Origin of the sequence: Streptomyces sp. NPDC059455 (assembly GCF_042750115.1) — a bacterium.
Classification (GTDB): domain Bacteria; phylum Actinomycetota; class Actinomycetes; order Streptomycetales; family Streptomycetaceae; genus Streptomyces; species Streptomyces endocoffeicus.
Genome location: NZ_JBHYVB010000116.1, coordinates 1 through 16687 on the forward strand (window position 1 = coordinate 1; position 16687 = coordinate 16687).

15 protein-coding genes and 1 pseudogene are annotated in these 16687 nt (G+C 70.9%); 11 read left to right on the forward strand and 5 right to left on the reverse strand.

The genetic code is table 11. The annotated features are described in order from the left end of the window. A pseudogene (locus ACFXB5_RS32950) lies at positions 1 to 187 on the reverse strand (hypothetical protein); the annotation flags it as partial. A 272-nt stretch (positions 188 to 459) separates the two neighbouring features. Between ACFXB5_RS32950 and ACFXB5_RS32955 the strand changes: the two are divergent. From ACFXB5_RS32955 to ACFXB5_RS33005, 11 genes are all read left to right on the forward strand, one after another. After that, positions 460 to 1743 (forward strand): MFS transporter, encoded by a 1284-nt coding sequence (locus ACFXB5_RS32955; protein WP_385214792.1) that lies wholly within the window; start codon positions 460 to 462, stop codon positions 1741 to 1743. Positions 1744 to 1752: 9 nt separating this feature from the next. After that, complete coding sequence (pafA, locus tag ACFXB5_RS32960; protein WP_121823997.1) at positions 1753 to 3114, forward strand: Pup--protein ligase; 1362 nt, start codon at positions 1753 to 1755, stop codon at positions 3112 to 3114. Between the two features lie 112 nt (positions 3115 to 3226). Further along, entirely contained in the window at positions 3227 to 4222 is a 996-nt protein-coding gene (locus ACFXB5_RS32965; RefSeq protein ID WP_385214795.1) for an FKBP-type peptidyl-prolyl cis-trans isomerase, read from the forward strand. 39 nt (positions 4223 to 4261) lie between these two features. Beyond that, complete coding sequence (locus ACFXB5_RS32970) at positions 4262 to 4636, forward strand: FKBP-type peptidyl-prolyl cis-trans isomerase (protein ID WP_198271711.1); 375 nt, start codon at positions 4262 to 4264, stop codon at positions 4634 to 4636. A 114-nt stretch (positions 4637 to 4750) separates the two neighbouring features. Further along, positions 4751 to 5716: a helix-turn-helix transcriptional regulator gene (locus ACFXB5_RS32975; protein WP_385214798.1), complete on the forward strand. Its 966-nt coding sequence runs from the start codon at positions 4751 to 4753 to the stop codon at positions 5714 to 5716. Positions 5717 to 5736: 20 nt separating this feature from the next. Further along, entirely contained in the window at positions 5737 to 6696 is a 960-nt protein-coding gene (locus ACFXB5_RS32980) for a YafY family protein (RefSeq protein ID WP_201853931.1), read from the forward strand. After that, complete coding sequence (locus tag ACFXB5_RS32985; RefSeq protein WP_044577890.1) at positions 6689 to 6952, forward strand: hypothetical protein; 264 nt, start codon at positions 6689 to 6691, stop codon at positions 6950 to 6952. Before ACFXB5_RS32980 ends, ACFXB5_RS32985 begins: the two co-directional genes overlap by 8 nt. 10 nt (positions 6953 to 6962) lie before the next feature. Then, positions 6963 to 7172, forward strand: coding sequence for a hypothetical protein (locus ACFXB5_RS32990; RefSeq protein ID WP_385214802.1), 210 nt, complete (start codon positions 6963 to 6965; stop codon positions 7170 to 7172). 386 nt (positions 7173 to 7558) lie between these two features. Beyond that, the gene (gene tatA / locus ACFXB5_RS32995; protein WP_201853991.1) at positions 7559 to 7849 is read left to right on the forward strand and encodes a Sec-independent protein translocase subunit TatA; all 291 of its coding nucleotides are present in this window, start codon (positions 7559 to 7561) and stop codon (positions 7847 to 7849) included. 62 nt (positions 7850 to 7911) lie between these two features. Continuing rightward, complete coding sequence (gene tatC, locus ACFXB5_RS33000; RefSeq protein ID WP_385214805.1) at positions 7912 to 8883, forward strand: twin-arginine translocase subunit TatC; 972 nt, start codon at positions 7912 to 7914, stop codon at positions 8881 to 8883. A gap of 157 nt (positions 8884 to 9040) precedes the next feature. Next, a complete protein-coding gene (locus ACFXB5_RS33005) occupies positions 9041 to 11863 on the forward strand; it encodes a DEAD/DEAH box helicase (RefSeq protein WP_385214807.1) in 2823 nt (940 codons plus the stop codon). Between the two features lie 23 nt (positions 11864 to 11886). Here ACFXB5_RS33005 and ACFXB5_RS33010 read toward each other — a convergent pair whose 3' ends face one another. The 4 genes from ACFXB5_RS33010 to ACFXB5_RS33025 form a co-directional block, all read right to left on the reverse strand. Continuing rightward, entirely contained in the window at positions 11887 to 13149 is a 1263-nt protein-coding gene (locus ACFXB5_RS33010; protein ID WP_385214810.1) for an IPT/TIG domain-containing protein, read from the reverse strand. 152 nt (positions 13150 to 13301) lie between these two features. Then, on the reverse strand, positions 13302 to 14084 hold the full coding sequence (locus ACFXB5_RS33015; RefSeq protein WP_385214813.1) for an IPT/TIG domain-containing protein: 783 nt from the start codon (positions 14082 to 14084) through the stop codon (positions 13302 to 13304). Positions 14085 to 14839: 755 nt separating this feature from the next. Next, positions 14840 to 15721: a siderophore-interacting protein gene (locus ACFXB5_RS33020; protein ID WP_385214816.1), complete on the reverse strand. Its 882-nt coding sequence runs from the start codon at positions 15719 to 15721 to the stop codon at positions 14840 to 14842. Positions 15722 to 15768: 47 nt separating this feature from the next. After that, positions 15769 to 16680: a 5'-3' exonuclease H3TH domain-containing protein gene (locus ACFXB5_RS33025; RefSeq protein WP_385214851.1), complete on the reverse strand. Its 912-nt coding sequence runs from the start codon at positions 16678 to 16680 to the stop codon at positions 15769 to 15771. Between the last annotated feature and the right edge of the window lie 7 nt (positions 16681 to 16687).

Genomic DNA, 16687 nt, shown 5'->3' on the forward strand with positions numbered 1-16687 from the left:
GGAGCGGCTCCACCGCCCGGAGCGGCTCCACCGCCCGGAGCGGCTCCACCGCCCGGAGCGGCTCCACCGCCCGGAGCGGCTCCACCGCCCGGAGCGGCTCCACCGCCCGGAGCGGCTCCACCGCCCGGAGCGGCTCCACCGCCCGGAGCCGTCCCGCCGCCCGGGCCACCGCGCCGCGCGGTCTCACCCGTCCGGCCGGTTCCCCGGGAACCTTTCCCGGCGGCCCCGCTCGCCGCGTGGGCGCGGTCCGCGCTCGCCACCATCGCCTCCGCTCCCCTCGGTCGCCTTACGGCTGACCGCAGGCTGCTCATTCCGGCCCGCGAGTGGACCCGCGGTGGCGGCCATGGTACGTATGACGCTGGACGTTATACGTACAACGTCACTCATGACCCGCGACACGCTCGCGACAACCCGGCGGAACAACCGGAACCCACCGGAACCCGCAGGAAGGGGCAGGCAATGGCGGCTGGCTACGGGGAACTGCTGCGCACCCCGCACGCGGCACGGCTGCTCACCGGCACGCTGCTGGGACGGCTTCCGAACGCCACCGCCGCCCTCGCCGTGCTGCTCTTCGCCCGCGCCGAGGGCGGCAGCTACGCCCTCGCCGGGGGGCTCACGGCCGTCTACGGCGCGGCCAACGCGGTGGGCCAGCCGCTGCTGGGCCGGGCCGTGGACCGCCTCGGCCAGCCCCGGGTGATGCTCCCCGCCGCCGTGGCCTCCGCCCTCGGGATGGTCCTGTTCGCCGTCGTCGGGCTCGAGCCGCTGTCCGTGGCGTACGCGGCGATGCTGATCGCCGGGCTGTTCACCCCGCCGCTGGAGGGCGGGCTGCGGGCGCTGTGGCCCACGGTGCTGCGGCGCGAGGACCAGGTGCACGCGGCGTACGCGCTGGACGCCGTGGCCCAGGAGGTGATGTTCGCGGTCGGCCCGCTGCTGGTCACCCTGTCCGTGGCCGTGTGGTCCGAGGCGGCCGCGCTGCTGGTCATCAACGCCGTCGGGGTCGCGGGCGCGCTCACCGTCGTGGTCTCGCGGCCCTCGAGGCAGTGGCGCTCCGCGCCGCGCGAGGCCCACTGGCTGGGCGCGCTGCGCTCGCCCGGGCTGCTGGTGCTGCTCGGCTCGTTCTTCTTCATCGGGCTCGCCCTCGGCGCCATCGCGGTGGCCGCCGTGGCGTACGCCGACGAGCGCGGCGGCGGCATGGTCTCCAGCGCGCTGCTCTCCGCCCTCGGCGTGGGCGCGCTGGTCGGCGGCATCGTCTACGGCGCCCGCACCTGGCCCGGCGCGCCCGAACGGCGGCTGCGGCTGCTCGTGGCCGCGCTGGCGCTGGGCTATCTGCCGCTGATACTGGTACCGGGCGTCGTCGCGATGACCGTCCTCGCCGGGGTGGCGGGCGTGTTCCTCGCTCCGGCGCTGGCCTGCGCCTTCGTCGTCGTGGACCGCCACGCGCCGTCCGGCACGGTCACCGAGGCGTTCTCCTGGCTGGTGACCACCTTCGTGGTGGGCAACGCGGTCGGCACCGCCGTGGCCGGGCCCGCCGTCCAGTTCGGCGGGGTGGTCCCCGGATTCGCGGTGCCGGCGGCCGGTGGCGCGGCCGCGCTGGCGGTGCTGCTGGCGGCCCAGCGGTTCCTCCTGGACGGGCCGCGCCCCGTCATCCGGCCGGCCACGTACCGAACACCGGATGAACCTCCCGCGGAAAATGATCGCAACCATGCCGCCGAACCCGGTTTCAGAGCACGCCATCAGGCGTAATGTTCAGGCATGGACCGCCGCATTTTCGGGCTGGAGAACGAGTACGGCGTCACGTGCACATTCAGGGGACAGCGCCGGTTGTCTCCTGACGAAGTGGCGCGGTACCTCTTCCGCCGTGTCGTCTCCTGGGGCCGCAGCAGCAATGTCTTCCTGCGCAACGGCGCCCGCCTCTACCTCGACGTGGGCTCACACCCGGAATACGCGACACCCGAGTGTGACAACGTGACCGAACTGGTCACCCACGACAAAGCGGGCGAGCGCATTCTCGAAGGTCTGCTCGTGGACGCGGAGCGCCGCCTGCACGAGGAGGGAATCGCGGGCGACGTCTATCTCTTCAAGAACAACACCGACTCCGCGGGCAACTCCTACGGCTGCCACGAGAACTATCTGGTGGCACGGCACGGCGAGTTCTCCCGGCTCGCCGACATTCTCATCCCGTTCCTGGTGACGCGACAGCTCCTGTGCGGCGCGGGCAAGGTCCTCCAGACCCCCCGCGGCGCGGTCTACTGCGTCAGCCAGCGCGCCGAGCACATCTGGGAGGGCGTCAGCTCCGCCACGACCCGCTCCCGGCCGATCATCAACACCCGCGACGAACCCCACGCCGACGCCGAGCGCTACCGCCGGCTGCATGTCATCGTGGGCGACTCCAACATGTCCGAGACCACCATGCTGCTCAAGGTCGGCGCCACCGACCTGGTGCTCCGCATGATCGAGGCGGGCACGGTGATGCGCGACCTGACCCTGGAGAACCCCATCCGGGCGATCCGCGAGGTCAGCCACGACATCACCGGGCAGCGCAAGGTGCGCCTCGCCAGCGGGCGCGAGGCGTCCGCCCTGGAGGTGCAGCAGGAGTACTACGAGAAGGCCGTCGACTTCTGCGAGCGCCGGGGCATCCGCACCGGCATGGTCGAGCGCGTCCTCGAGCTGTGGGGCCGCACCCTCGACGCGATCCGTACCGAGGAGCTCGACCGGATCGGCACCGAAATCGACTGGGTGATGAAGTACCAGCTCATCGAGCGGTACCGGGCGAAGAACAACATCACCATGTCGCATCCCCGCATCGCCCAGATAGACCTCGCCTACCACGACATCCACCGCCGCCGCGGGCTCTACTACCTGCTGGAGAAGCGCGGCCAGGCGGCTCGGGTCTGCAACGACTTGAAGATCTTCGAGGGCAAGTCGGTCCCACCGCAGACCACCCGCGCCCGGCTGCGCGGCGACTTCATCCGCCGGGCCCAGGAGCAGCGCCGCGATTTCACCGTCGACTGGGTGCATCTGAAACTCAATGACCAGGCGCAGCGCACCGTGCTGTGCAAGGACCCGTTCCGCTCGGTCGACGACCGGGTGGAGAAGCTGATCGCCGGTATGTGACCGGCGTACGGCTTACCTTCCCCTCGGGCCCCGTGCGTTCTCCGGACGGGGCCCGAGTCACGTCGTAGAGTGGCGCGCACTGGCCATCGAAGATCTACCTAACGAGGACTCCGTGCGTCGACGCTCCGTACTCCTTGCCGTGCCCGCGGGCCTGCTGACACTCGCGGGCTGCGGTGACGATAAGTCAGGGTCAGACAAGACCAAGCCGTCCCAGGAGCCGACGAGCCAGAGTCCCTCACCGGCCCCCAGCGGCAAGATCGTCTCCGGCCCGGTGCCGGCCATCACCGCGGGCAAGAAGTTCGGTGAGAAGCCGAAGGTCGCCAAGGGCACGGGGAAGCCCTCGCAGGATCTCGCGGTCAAGACGATCAGTCAGGGCGACGGCAAGAAGACGGTCAAGGGCGACTGGCTCCAGATCAACTACCTGGCGCAGATCTGGGACACCGGGAAGGTCATCGACAACACCTTCGACAAGAAGAAGACCGCCGCTTTCCCGATCGGCAAGGGCCAGGTCCTGCCGGGCTGGGACCAGGGACTGCTGGGCCGGAACCTCGGCAGCCGGCTGGAGCTGGCCGTCCCGCCCGCGTATGCCTACGGCAAGCAGGGTCAGCCGCAGGCTGGTATCAAGGGCACCGACACGCTGGTCTTCGTCATCGACCTCGTCGGCGCCTACAACGCCAAGAGCTCGGCCAAGGGCAGCAAGGTGGAGCAGACCGACGCCGATCTGCCGAAGGTGTCCGCCAACACCGACGGCAAGGCGCCCAGCATCACCGTCCCCAAGAAGCCCGCGCCGAAGAAGCTGGTCTCCGATTACGTCATCGAGGGTGACGGCAAGGAGGTCAAGAAGACCGACGCGCTGCTCGTCCAGTACAAGGGCGTGCTGTGGGACGGCGGCAAGGAGTTCGACTCCACCTACAAGCGCGGCGAGCTCGCCCAGTTCTCGCTCCAGCAGGTCGTCAAGGGCTGGTCGCAGGGGCTGACGGGGAAGAAGGTGGGCAGCCGGGTGCTGATCGTCGTGCCCCCGGACCTGGGCTACGGCAAGGCGGCCCAGAAGGGCATCCCCGCCAACTCCACGCTGGTGTTCTCCGTGGACATCCTGGCGATTCTGTAGCCTGTGCGGGTTGCCCACCACGTCACAAGGAGCAATTTCGTGAGCATCGAGAAGCCCGAGGTCGACTTCCCGGGCGGCGAGCCGCCGGCCGAGCTGGAGATCAAGGACATCTGGGAGGGCGACGGGCCCGCGGCCAAGGCCGGCGACAACATCGCCGTGCACTATGTGGGCGTCTCCTTCAGCACGGGTGAGGAGTTCGACGCGAGCTACAACCGCGGCACCCCGCTGCGGATCCAGCTCGGCGTGGGCCAGGTCATCTCCGGCTGGGACCAGGGCCTGCAGGGGATGAAGGTCGGCGGCCGCCGCCAGCTCATCATCCCGCCGCACCTCGGCTACGGCGACCGGGGCGCCGGTGGTGGCCGGATCAAGCCGGGCGAGACGCTGATCTTCGTCTGCGACCTGGTCTCCGTCTGAGACGGCCGTCCGTCGCGCCGAGGGCTCCTGCCGGTGAGCAGGGGCCCTCGGCTTTTGCCGCGCGTCCCGGTAGCGGTACGGTCACGTGCGTAAGGTCACGAAGAAAGGGCGTCGATGGCGATTGCCAAGGCCGAGCGGTTGATGAACCTGGCCCTGTGCCTGCTGGGAACGCGGCGTCCGCTGACCAAACGGGAGTTGCGGGGCTCCATAGAGGCGTACCTCCAGACCGACACGGCCAACGACGAAGCGTTCAACCGTATGTTCGAACGCGACAAGGACGATCTGCGTGAACTCGGCCTGATCATCGAGACGGTGGAGGGCCTCGACGGCGAGATCGGCTATCTCGCCCGACGGGACAGCAACCGCCTCCCGCCGATCACCCTCGACGCCGAGGAAGCCGCCGCCCTCGGCCTCGCCGCCAAGGTCTGGCAGCAGGCCCGGCTCGCGGGCGCCGCCAGTGGCGCTCTGCAGAAGCTGCGCGCCGCCGGGATGCCGGTCGCCGAGGACCCGTACGACACGCCCGGGCACAGCGCGCTGGAGCCGCGCATCCCGGTCCATGAGAGCGCCTTCGAGCCGCTGATGCTCGCCTGCCGCGACCGCCGCCCCGTCGTCTTCGACTACCGCAAGGCGAACGCCGCGCGCCCCGAGCAGCGGCAGGTCGAGCCCTGGACCCTGGAGTGCTGGCGCGGCCACTGGTATCTCGCCGGATGGGACCGCGAGCGCGCCGCCGAGCGGGTCTTCCGGCTCTCCCGGATCACCGGCCGGGTCCGGCTGCGGTCCGGCGAGTTCACCGCCGAGGTGCCCGACCACGTCACCGTCCGGGAGACCGTGGAGAGCTGGGCGGGCGAGACCGCCAACGGCACCGCCCGGATCCGGCTGCGCTCGGGCCACGGCTATCCGCTGCGGGCGAAGGCGCTGTCCACCCGGGAGGCCGGCGACGGCTGGGACGAGCTGGAGATTCCGTACGGGCACGGCCTGGACGCCTGGCTCGTGGAGTTCGGCCCGGATGTGGTCGTACTGGCGCCCGAGGAACTGCGGGCGGATGTCGTGGACCGGCTGCGCGCGGTCGCCAAGGGCTGAGGGGACGGACTTACTTCACCATGGCCGGAAACGCTATTGACCAGACCCGGCGGATGCTCTCCCTGGTGACGTATCTGCGCGAGCGCCCCGGCGCCCGCGTCGCCGACGTCGCCCGGGCCTTCGGCATCAGCGAGGACGAGCTGATCGCCGACCTGGATGTGCTGCCGCTGTGCGGCACCAGCTTCCGCGGCGGCGACCTGATGGACATCGACACCGACGGAGAGCGGATCTGGTGGCACAACCCCGATGATGTGGCCGAGCCGCTGCGGCTGGCCGCCGACGAGGCCACCGCGCTGCTGGTCGCCGCCCGCGCCGTCGCCACCCTCCCCGGGCTGCGCGAGGGCGACCGGGACGCGCTGCTGCGGTCCACCGCCAAGCTGGAGGCCGCGGCGGGCGAGGCGGCGGGCGCCAGCTCCCGGCTGTCGGTGATCTTCGAGTCGGAGGGCGGGGTCTTCGCCGATGTCGACCGCGCCATCTCCGAGCGCCGCAGGCTGTGGCTGCGCTACTACTCACCCGCACGTGACGAGATCACCGAGCGCGAGGTCGACCCGATCCGGCTCTTCGCCGTCGGCCGCACCTACATGGAGGCGTGGTGCCGCCTCTCCGAGGCGCGGCGGACCTTCCGGCTGGACCGGGTCGTCGAGATCAAGCTGCTGGACGACGCGTCCGATCCGCCGCCGATCGAGCTGCGCGACCTGTCGGAGCTGTCCTCCGCCCTGGTGCAGACCGGCGCCGAGGATCCCGAGGTGGTCGTCGAGGTCGGCCCCGGCGGGCGCTGGGTCGCCGAGTACTACCCGCACGACAGCGCCGATGAGCTGCCCGACGGCGGCCTCCGGATCACGCTGCGCGCGCCCGACCCCGGCTCGCTGCGGCGCCTGGCGCTGCGGCTGGGCGGGGACGGCAGGATCGTCTCGCCGCGGGAGCTGGCGGACAGCGCTCGGGACGCGGCGCGGCAGGCGCTCGCGGCGTACGGTGAGTGAAGGGACGCACACAGTGACCGCACGGGGGAGTGCCACGTCGGTGATCTTCAAGGCAGCCTGTCCGCAGTGCCGCGGCCGGTTCGAGCTGGCCGCGGGCGCCCTGCGGCTGGCCATCGGGGCCAGCCACCGCACCACCTTCTACTCCTTCACCTGCCCCGACTGCGGAACCGCGGTGCGCAAACCGGCGGGGGAGCGGATCGTGGAGCTGCTCACCGGCGGCGGGGTGCGTACGCTGCGGCTGCACTCCACCGTCTAGGCTCTGCCGCATGCTCTGGCCGATGCTCGCCCTCGCCCTCGCCCTCGCCTTCTGCGGAATCGCCGTTCTCGCCGTGCTCTCGGCGCGGGTCTACGCCGAGGTCCGCAGGCTGGCCCGGCAGGTGTCGGACAGCTCGGAGCGGATCACCCGGGCCGCGGAGGACCTGGAGCGGGCCTCGACTCCGCTGGGGTCAACCGTCGACGCGCTGCGTCGGCAGTAAGGGCGGCGCCGCGTCGGCGGTGACTGTCGCGCCGCGTCGGCGGTAAGGGCGGCGCCGCGTCGGCGGTGACTGTCGCGCCGCGTCGGCGGTAAGGGCCGCGCTGCGTCGGCGGTGACCGTGGTGCTGGGTCGGCGGTGAGGGCCGCCGCCGGATTCCTCGCGGGTCGCCGCTGATGGGCACTCTGCTGCCCCACAGCCAAGCGGGGTACGCTGAGATTCCGTGGCCCCGGAAACGAGGCGGAGGGCCGCAACCCGGAGTCCGCACGGGGATTGCTTACGGTTTACCCCCGCGCGCTACGATCGCTGACAGCACGGCTGCCGGACACCTGTCCGACCGGTCGGGCAGCCCCACCCCCAGCCGCCTCGGTGAGAAGGTAGACGCTTATGCTGTTCGGAAAGATCGGCGTTCCCGAGATTCTCCTCATCCTTGTCGTCGTGCTGCTGCTGTTCGGTGCCAAGAAGCTTCCGGACATGGCGCGCTCGCTGGGCAAGTCGGCCCGGATCCTCAAGAGCGAGGCGAAGGCGATGAAGTCGGACGGCCAGCAGCAGAGCGCGGCGCCGGCCGACCCGCCCCACCCCGGTCAGGACGACGCCACTCACCGCACCATCCAGGCCGCGCCCGGAGACGTCACCAGCTCGCGCCCGGTGTCGGAGCCGAGCGACACCACCAAGCGCTGACCCAGGGCCACTTGAAGGCGGCGCGAAGGGCCGCCGCCGGACGCACGAGATGAGGACGTGGGTTGCTCAAGTCTGCCCGCAACAAGGAGAAGGACCCCGAGGGGCGGATGCCCCTCTCCGAGCACCTGCGTGAGCTGCGCAACCGGCTGCTCAAATCGGTCCTGGCGATCTGTGTGGTCACGATCATCGCGATGTTCTACTACATGGACATCGCGAAGTTCCTGATGCGGCCGGTGCTGGACGCCGTCGGCTGTGGCGGGGTCTCGTTCTCCGACCTCACGGGCAAGGGGGGCGAAGGGGGTGAGGGTCACAACTGCGCCTACTTCACCGTGAACGGTCTGCTGTCGCCGTTCACGATCATGCTGAAGGTCTCCTTCACGACCGGTCTGGTGGTGGCCACACCGGTCTGGCTCTATCAGCTGTGGGCGTTTCTCGCGCCCGGGCTGCACCGCAACGAGAAGAAGTACGGCCTGTTCTTCGTCGGGCTCGGCGTCCCGCTCTTCGTCGGTGGCGCGTACTTCGCGTACCTGATCCTGCCGACCAGCGCCAAGGTCCTCATCGGCTTCACCCCGGAGGGGGCGAACAACCTCCTCCCGCTGGACGACTTCCTCGATCTGCTGGCCCGGATGGTCGTCGTCTTCGGGCTCGCCTTCGAGCTTCCGCTGCTGCTGATCCTGCTGAACTTCACCGGCATCCTCAGCGGGCGCCGGATGCTCGGCTGGTGGCGCGCCATGATCATGGGGATCACGGTCTTCGGCGCCATCGCCACTCCCAGTACCGACCCGGTCGGCATGTTCGCCCTGGCCGGGCCGGTCGTCGTGCTCTACTTCGGGGCCGTGGGCGTCTCCCTGCTCAACGACCGGCGCAAGGCGCGCCGCCGGGCCGCCGACCCGGACTTCGGTCTGAGCGACGACGAGGCGTCCCAGCTGGATCTGACCCCCGAGGCCGTGGTCGCGCCCAGCGCCAAGCCGGAGCTCACCGACGGGGACGACTCCGGCCCCGCCCGGCGCAACGGCTACGACGACGTCACATAGCCGTACACAGCCGTACCCGGCCATAACCGCCCGCCTGCGGCCGTCCATCGGACGGCCCGGCGGGCGGCTCGGTGAGCGGCCCGGTCCGGTGGGCCGAACAAAGCCCCGATAAAGATCGCGTGCGCTGTCGGAGGTGGCCGGTAGGCTCGTAGATACGATGACCGACGAGCTATCTCCCGCCGAGCGCTATGCGGCGTCCCGCGTCCGGGCCGCCGAGCAGGCCGCCGCGCTGGCCCCCTTCCGCGAGATGTACGACTTCGAGCTGGACCCGTTCCAGATCGAGGCGTGCAAGGCCCTGGAGGGCGGCAAGGGCGTGCTGGTCGCCGCCCCCACCGGCTCGGGCAAGACCATCGTGGGCGAGTTCGCCGTCCACCTGGCGCTGACCCAGGGCCGCAAGTGCTTCTACACCACGCCCATCAAGGCGCTGTCGAACCAGAAGTACACCGACCTGGTGAAGCGCTACGGCGCCGACCAGGTCGGCCTGCTCACCGGGGACAACAGCGTCAATTCCGAGGCCCCGGTGGTCGTGATGACCACCGAGGTGCTGCGGAACATGCTCTATGCCGGCTCCCAGTCGCTGCTCGGCCTCGGCTATGTGGTGATGGACGAGGTCCACTACCTCTCCGACCGGTTCCGGGGCGCCGTCTGGGAGGAGGTCATCATCCACCTCCCCGAGTCGGTGACGCTGGTGTCACTCTCCGCGACCGTCTCCAACGCCGAGGAGTTCGGCGACTGGCTGGACACCGTCCGCGGTGACACCGAGGTCATCGTCTCCGAGCACCGTCCGGTGCCGCTGTGGCAGCACGTGCTGGCCGGGCGCCGGATGTACGACCTGTTCGAGGAGAAGAACGGCCAGGACGGCGACCAGGGCGGACGCCGCGAGGTCAACCCCGATCTGGTCCGGCTGGCCCGGATGGAGAACAGCCGCCCCAGCTTCGGCCGCGACAAGCGCCGCGGCCGCAATATGCGCGAGGCCGACCGGGAGCGCGAGCGCCGTCAGCGCACCCGGATCTGGACCCCGGGCCGCCCCGAGGTGATCGACCGGCTCGATGCCGAGGGGCTGCTTCCGGCCATCACCTTCATCTTCAGCCGGGCCGGCTGCGAGGCCGCCGTCCAGCAGTGCCTCCACGCGGGGCTGCGGCTCAACGACGAGTCGGCGCGCTCCCAGGCGCGGGCCATCGTCGAGGAGCGCACCGCCGGGATCCCCGACGAGGACCTCCATGTACTGGGGTACTTCGAATGGCTGGAGGGCCTGGAGCGGGGCATCGCGGCCCACCACGCCGGAATGCTCCCCACCTTCAAGGAAGTTGTCGAGGAGCTCTTCGTCCGCGGCCTGGTCAAGGCGGTCTTCGCCACCGAGACCCTCGCCCTCGGCATCAACATGCCCGCCCGCTCGGTGGTGTTGGAGAAGCTCGTCAAGTGGAACGGCGAGCAGCACGTCGACATCACCCCCGGTGAGTACACCCAGTTGACCGGCCGCGCCGGGCGGCGCGGTATCGACGTCGAAGGCCATGCGGTGGTGCTGTGGCAGCGCACCATGGACCCCGCGGCGCTCGCCGGGCTGGCCGGCACCCGCACGTATCCGCTGCGCTCCTCCTTCAAGCCGTCGTACAACATGGCGGTCAACCTGGTCTCCCAGTTCGGGCGGCACCGCTCGCGCGAGCTGCTGGAGACCTCCTTCGCGCAGTTCCAGGCCGACAAGGCGGTCGTCGGGATCTCCCGTCAGGTGCAGCGCAACGAGGAGGGCCTCGACGGCTACCGCGCCTCCATGACCTGCCACCTCGGCGACTTCGACGAGTACGCGCGGCTGCGCCGCGAGCTGAAGGACCGCGAGACCGAGCTGGCCCGGCAGGGCGCCGCCCAGCGGCGCGCGGCCGCCGCGGTCGCCCTGGAGAAGCTCCGCCCCGGCGATGTCATCCATGTGCCCACCGGCAAGTTCGCCGGGCTCGCCCTGGTGCTGGACCCCGGGCTGCCCGCCGGGCGGGTGGGCGGCCACCGCGGCATGGAGTACCACGACGGGCCGCGGCCCCTGGTGCTCACCGCCGAGCGGCAGGTCAAGCGGCTGGCGTCGATCGACTTCCCGGTCCCGGTCGAGCCGCTGGACCGGATGCGGATCCCCAAGTCGTTCAATCCGCGCAGCCCCCAGTCGCGCCGCGATCTGGCCTCCGCGCTGCGCACCAAGGCCGGTCACCACGATATGCGGCGCCACCGCAAGGAGCGCTCGGCCGCCGCCGACGACACCGAGATCAGCAGGCTGCGCGCGGCCATCCGCGCCCACCCCTGCCACGGCTGCAGCGATCGCGAGGACCACGCCCGCTGGGGCGAGCGCTACCACCGGCTGCTGCGCGACACCCGGCAGCTGGAGCGGCGCATCGAGGGCCGTACGAACACCATCGCCCGCACCTTCGACCGGATCTGCGCCCTGCTGAGCGAGCTCGGCTATCTGCGCGGCGACGAGGTCACGGACGAGGGCAGACGGCTGGCGCGGCTGTACGGCGAGCTGGACCTGCTGGCCAGCGAATGCCTGCGCGAGGGCGTCTGGGAGGGGCTGCCCCCCGCCGAGCTCGCGGCCTGCGCCTCCGCGCTGGTCTACGAGGCGCGGACGGCTGATGACGCGCTGCCGCCCAAGCTGCCCACGGGCCGGGCCAAGGACGCGCTCGGTGAGATGGTGCGCATATGGGGGCGGCTGGACGCACTGGAGGAGCAGCACAAGATCAACCAGACGGAGGGCGTCGGCCAGCGCGAGCCGGACCTGGGCTTCGCCTGGGCCGCCTACCGCTGGTCCTCCGGCCATGGGCTCGACGAGGTGCTGCGCGAAATCGACATGCCCGCCGGTGACTTCGTGCGCTGGACCAAGCAACTGATCGATGTGCTCGGCCAGATCGCCGCGGCGGCCCCCGAGGGCACCGTGGCGCGCAGCGCCCGCCGCGCGGTCGACGGGCTGCTGCGCGGAGTCGTGGCGTACTCCTCGGTCGGCTGAGCCCGTCGCCCACCGCGGTGGGCTCAGGCCGGATCGTAGGTGAAGGGGAGGGTGTTGCTGTTGCCCGCGGGGGTGTGGAGCTGAACATTGACGGTTCCGGCCGCATGGGCCGGAGCCGTCGCCACGGCCAGGTTGTCCGAGAGGACACTGAAGGAGGCCGGGACTCCGCCGAAGGTCACGGAGTCGGTGTACGTGAGGTTGGAGCCGTTGATCGTGACGGAGTCGCCGCCCAATGACGAACCCTCGTCCGGGATCAGCGAATTGATCACCGGGGCGCCGAGATAGGTGTAGTACGGGTTCCCGGGGCCCAGGGTGCTGGTGCCGCCCGGTGTGGTCACGGTGACCACGACCGTGCCGGTTCCGGGAGGAGCGGTCGCCGTCAGCTGATTGTCGGAGATCACGGTGAAGCCGGTGGCGAGGTTGGGGCCGAAGTGGACGGCGCTCGCCAGGGCCAGGCCGCTGCCGGTGATGGTGACGGAGTTGCCGCCGGTGTCCGGACCGAACTGCGGGCTCACACCGGTGACGACCGGGGCGGCGACATAGATGTACGACAGCGGATTGCTGATGCCCCCCGGCGTGGTGACGGTCACATTCACCACCGACACCGGCCCCGCGGGGGCGGTGACGGTGATTTGGGTGGGGGTGTTGGTGAGGATGGTGGCGGGGGTGGCGCCGAAGAGGACTTGGATGGTGCCGGTGAGGTTGGTGCCGGTGATGGTGACGGTGTTTCCGCCTGTGGTGGGGCCTGTGGTGGGGTTGAGGCTGGTGAGGGTGGGGGCGGAGACCGTGGTGTAGGTGTAGGGGAGTGAGTTGCTGGTGCCGCCTGGGGTGGTGGCGGCGACGTTGACGGTGCCGGTGCCCGCGGGGGCGGTGACGGTGATTTGGGTGGGGGTGTTGGTGAGGATGGTGGCGGGGGTGGCGCCGAAGAGGACTTGGGTGGCGCCGGTGAGGTTGCTGCCGGTGATGGTGACCGTATTGCCGCCGCCGGTGGGCCCCGAGGTCGGGCTGAGCGTGGTGAGCACCGGAGCCGCGACCGTCGTATAGGTGAAGAGCACGTTCTGGGTGCTGGTGCCCGTCGGGCCCGTGACCGTGACCTTGGCCGTGCCGCTCCCCGGCGGAGTCCTCGCCGTGATCTGTGTGTTGCTCACGACGACCACATTGGTGGCGAGATTCGGGCCGAACCTGACCACGGTGGCGCCGATGAAGCCGGAACCGTTGATGGTGACAGGGGTGCCCCCGGCCGGATTGCCTTGGGCGGGGCTGACGCTGGTCACTACGGGGGCCATGATGCCCTTCTCCTTCTTGAGCCGTGCGGACGGCCGTGCCCTGACCGGCGGGACGTCGGCCAGGGCACGGGGGATCGGAAATCACCGTGTGCCATGCGGGGTGCTGACCCGGGGGATGGCCGTGCGGGGCTTGCCCGCCCACGGCCGGTGGGTCAGGTGACGGTGAAGCCTGCGGGGCCGGATGTGCCACCACAGGTGGTGATCGTGAAGGCCCCGGCGCCCGCGGCCGCCGCGGCGGGCACCGCGGTGACGATGGACGTGGCGTCGATGGGCGTGAAGGCCAGGCCCGTGAAGGCGGTGGCCACCGAGTCGGTGAACGTGACGTCGGTGATGCCGATGAGGCAGGTGGCGCCGGAGATGGTGGTCTCGGTCCCCGCCGCGCCCGTCGCGGGGGTCAGTGTGGCGGTGGTCAGACTCGGCGCGTTGTAGTAGTCGATCAGGGTGGCGCCCGCGGTGCCGGTGCCGCCGGCCGTGGTGACCGTGACCTGCTGGGTGTCGAAGCAGCCGGCCGGGGTGTGAGCCGGAGCGGTGACGGTGACCTGGGTGTTGCTGCCGCCGGCGGCGAACGCGACCGGGGTGAGCGCGCCCACGTTGACGGTGCCCCCGGCCGCGAAGCCGGTGCCGAAGACCGTGAGCGAACCACCGGCGGCGGGCAGGCAGGTCTCGTCCAGCCCGGTGGTCGTCGGCCGCACGATGACGAAGAACGGCACCGAATTCGTCCGGGTTCCATTCGACAGGTTGGTGCTGACCGAGACCTGACCCGAGCACGGCGCGGAGGAGGGAACCACGAAGGTGACCACGGTGTTGGAGACCGCCGTCGGGCTGACGACGGCACCGCCGAAGTTCACCGAGACGGTCGAGCCCAGCGATGTGCCGTTGATGTTGACGGTGGTGCCGATCGTGCCCTGGCTGGGGGTGAGGGAGGTGATGGGCATGAGTTTTCTCCTGTTCGATCGTCTTTCTTGCTCTGGGCGGGTGTGCCGAGAGAGGAGAGATGGGCACGTGGCCGTTGCCCGCACCGGCTTCCGTCGCGCAGAGGGGTGGAAGGGGAGACGGACCCTCGGGGGCCTGGGACGCCACGGTCTTCAGCGGGGACCGCATGACCGGTGATGGCGACTTGAGAGGGACTCGTGCCCGGGTGCCGGCCGTAATAGGGCGAGTCATGCATGGAACGGGTCGGCGCCGAGGTCACCGTGGTGCCGAAACTCTCGCTTGATGTGAGTGAACCAAAAGAGGGATAGGTGCGGAAGGTGCGAAAAAGGCTCGAACGGAGCTCATATGATGATATGTCAAGTCTTCGCGGCGGGCTCGCGTGAGCCGGAGTGCGCCCTCCAGGCCACCGCCGCGGCGCCGGCTGCTCCGCCATGCCCGCCCAGGCGGTACACACAGCGGCCCCGGCCGGATGCTCCCGGCCGGGGCCTGATGGTCGTACGCGCCGCGTCCTCTATGCGGCCTCGCTGAAGTCCGGTGCGGTTCGGATACGCCCCGAAGGGGCGCGGGGCTGTGTCGATGTGCGGCTCCGCCGCGGCCGTGTCGATATGCGGCTCCGCCGCGTGGGACCGGCCACGACGCAGCCGCGGATGAACGACCGCACCTCGCGACACTTCCAGCGGAGCGCTTGGGCACCGCGTCCTCTACGCGGCGCCGGTGCGGTGCCCTACGCGACGACTTCCTGCGCGGCGACAGCCGCCTACGCGGCGGCCTCCTCGGGCCCCGCGCCCTCCTGCTCCGCCTCGACCTGCTGGTTCCACTCCCGCTTCGACGCCTGCCAGCCGTCCTCGTCATGGCCGCGCCGCCAGTACCCGGAGATGGACAGCCACTCGCGCGGGATCTGGCGCTCCAGGCGCAGATGGCGGCGGATCTCCTTCACGAAGCCCGCCTCGCCGTGGACGAAGGCGTGTATCTGCCCGGGTGGGAACTCCAGCCCCCGTACGGCCGCCACCAGCGCCTCGCCGACCGGCGCGGCGCCCCGGTGCAGCCAGTTCACCTGGACCCCCTCGGGCACGGTGACCTTGAGCTCCTCCGTCTCGTCCGCCACCTCGATGAACACGTGCACCGGCACCTCGGCCGCGCCACCCGCGCGGCTGTCGGTGAGCCGCTCCAGCGCCGTGGCGATCGCGGGCAGCGCGCTCTCGTCGCCCGCGAGCAGATGCCAGTCGGCCTCGGCGCTGGGGGCGTAGGCGCCGCCCGGCCCCATGAAGTGGATCTCCTCGCCGGGCCGGACCCGGGCGGCCCACGGACCGGCCAGCCCTTCGTCGCCATGGGTCACGAAGTCCACCGTCAGCTCGCGGGCGGCCGGGTCCCACGCCCGCACTGTGTACGTCCGGGTGACCGGCCACTGCTCGCGCGGGAACTCGGCACGGATCCGCTCCAGGTCGAACGGCTCGGGGTAGACGGCGCCCCCGGTCGGGAAGAGCAGCTTGATGTAGTGATCGGTGCACTCGCCCGCATGGAAGTCCGCGAGGCCGTCGCCGCCCAGGACGACCCGCACCATGTGCGGGGTCAGCCGGTCGGTGCGCACCACCTGTGCGCGATGCGGCGTGCGCGTCTTACGGGCCGGACGGTCCGCCATGGCGACCTCCCTGATCAACAAGAGTTAGGTTTACCTAACCTAACAGCTCACTCCTCAAGAGTGGACAGCAATCTGCGCAAAGATCCGCCCAATCCCCAGCGCTCCGCCAGCGCCGCCACGGCTCCAGGATCGCGCGGCGATCGCGGCAGCGCCGGGTCGAAGGCGGGAAGTGCCACGTCCGAGGCGACCCGCACCACCTTCGGGGCGACCTCGACATACGCCCGCGCCTCGGCCAGCCGCTTGCGCTGGGTGGGGGTCAGCTTGGCGGCGGGGTCGTCGATGGCGGCCATGATCCCGGCCAGGTCGCCATGGGCGGCCAGCAGCTTGGCGGCGGTCTTCTCGCCGACGCCGGGCACCCCCGGCAGCCCGTCGCTGGGGTCGCCGCGCAGCAGCGCCAGCTCCGCGTACCCCCGGCCGGACACTCCGTACTTCTCGCGCACATAGGACTCGTCGACGAGCTGCAGGGTACCCACGCCCTTGACGGGGTAGAGCACCCGCACCCCGCGCTCGTCGTCCACCAGCTGGAACAGATCGCGGTCGCCGGTGACGATGTCGACCGGGCCGGCCGACCGGCCCGTGAGCGTGCCGATCACGTCGTCGGCCTCGTAGTCCGCGGCGCCGACCCGGGCGATGCCGATCGCGTCCAGCACCTCGTCGATCACCGGGACCTGCGGGGAGAGGGTGTCCGGCACCTCCTCCCGGTCCACCCCGGCCCCCGCCGGGGCCTCCTCGGCCACCCGGTGGGCCTTGTAGGTGGGGATCAGGGCGACCCGCCAGGCCGGGCGCCAGTCGAAGTCCATGCAGGCCACCAGGTCGTCCGGGCGGTGGTCCTGGACGAGCCGGGCGATGAAGTCCAGGAGCCCGCGCACGGCGTTCACCGGCGTGCCGTCGGGGGCCCGGACCGAGTCCGGGACCCCGAAATAGGCTCGGAAGTAGAGAGAGGCGGTGTCGAGGAGCATCAGGCGT

Excerpts from the sequence above, each read along its gene's own strand:
- ACFXB5_RS32990 (WP_385214802.1), top strand. The coding sequence starts at position 6,963 with ATGCTCTGGCCGATGCTCGCCCTCGCCCTCGCCCTCGCCTTCTGCGGA.
- ACFXB5_RS33020 (WP_385214816.1), bottom strand. The coding sequence starts at position 15,721 with ATGGCGGACCGTCCGGCCCGTAAGACGCGCACGCCGCATCGCGCACAG.
- ACFXB5_RS33025 (WP_385214851.1), bottom strand. The coding sequence starts at position 16,680 with ATGCTCCTCGACACCGCCTCTCTCTACTTCCGAGCCTATTTCGGGGTC.
- ACFXB5_RS32975 (WP_385214798.1), top strand. The coding sequence starts at position 4,751 with ATGGCGATTGCCAAGGCCGAGCGGTTGATGAACCTGGCCCTGTGCCTG.
- ACFXB5_RS33005 (WP_385214807.1), top strand. The coding sequence starts at position 9,041 with ATGACCGACGAGCTATCTCCCGCCGAGCGCTATGCGGCGTCCCGCGTC.
- pafA (WP_121823997.1), top strand. The coding sequence starts at position 1,753 with ATGGACCGCCGCATTTTCGGGCTGGAGAACGAGTACGGCGTCACGTGC.
- ACFXB5_RS32955 (WP_385214792.1), top strand. The coding sequence starts at position 460 with ATGGCGGCTGGCTACGGGGAACTGCTGCGCACCCCGCACGCGGCACGG.
- ACFXB5_RS33010 (WP_385214810.1), bottom strand. The coding sequence starts at position 13,149 with ATGGCCCCCGTAGTGACCAGCGTCAGCCCCGCCCAAGGCAATCCGGCC.
- ACFXB5_RS33015 (WP_385214813.1), bottom strand. The coding sequence starts at position 14,084 with ATGCCCATCACCTCCCTCACCCCCAGCCAGGGCACGATCGGCACCACC.
- ACFXB5_RS32980 (WP_201853931.1), top strand. The coding sequence starts at position 5,737 with ATGGCCGGAAACGCTATTGACCAGACCCGGCGGATGCTCTCCCTGGTG.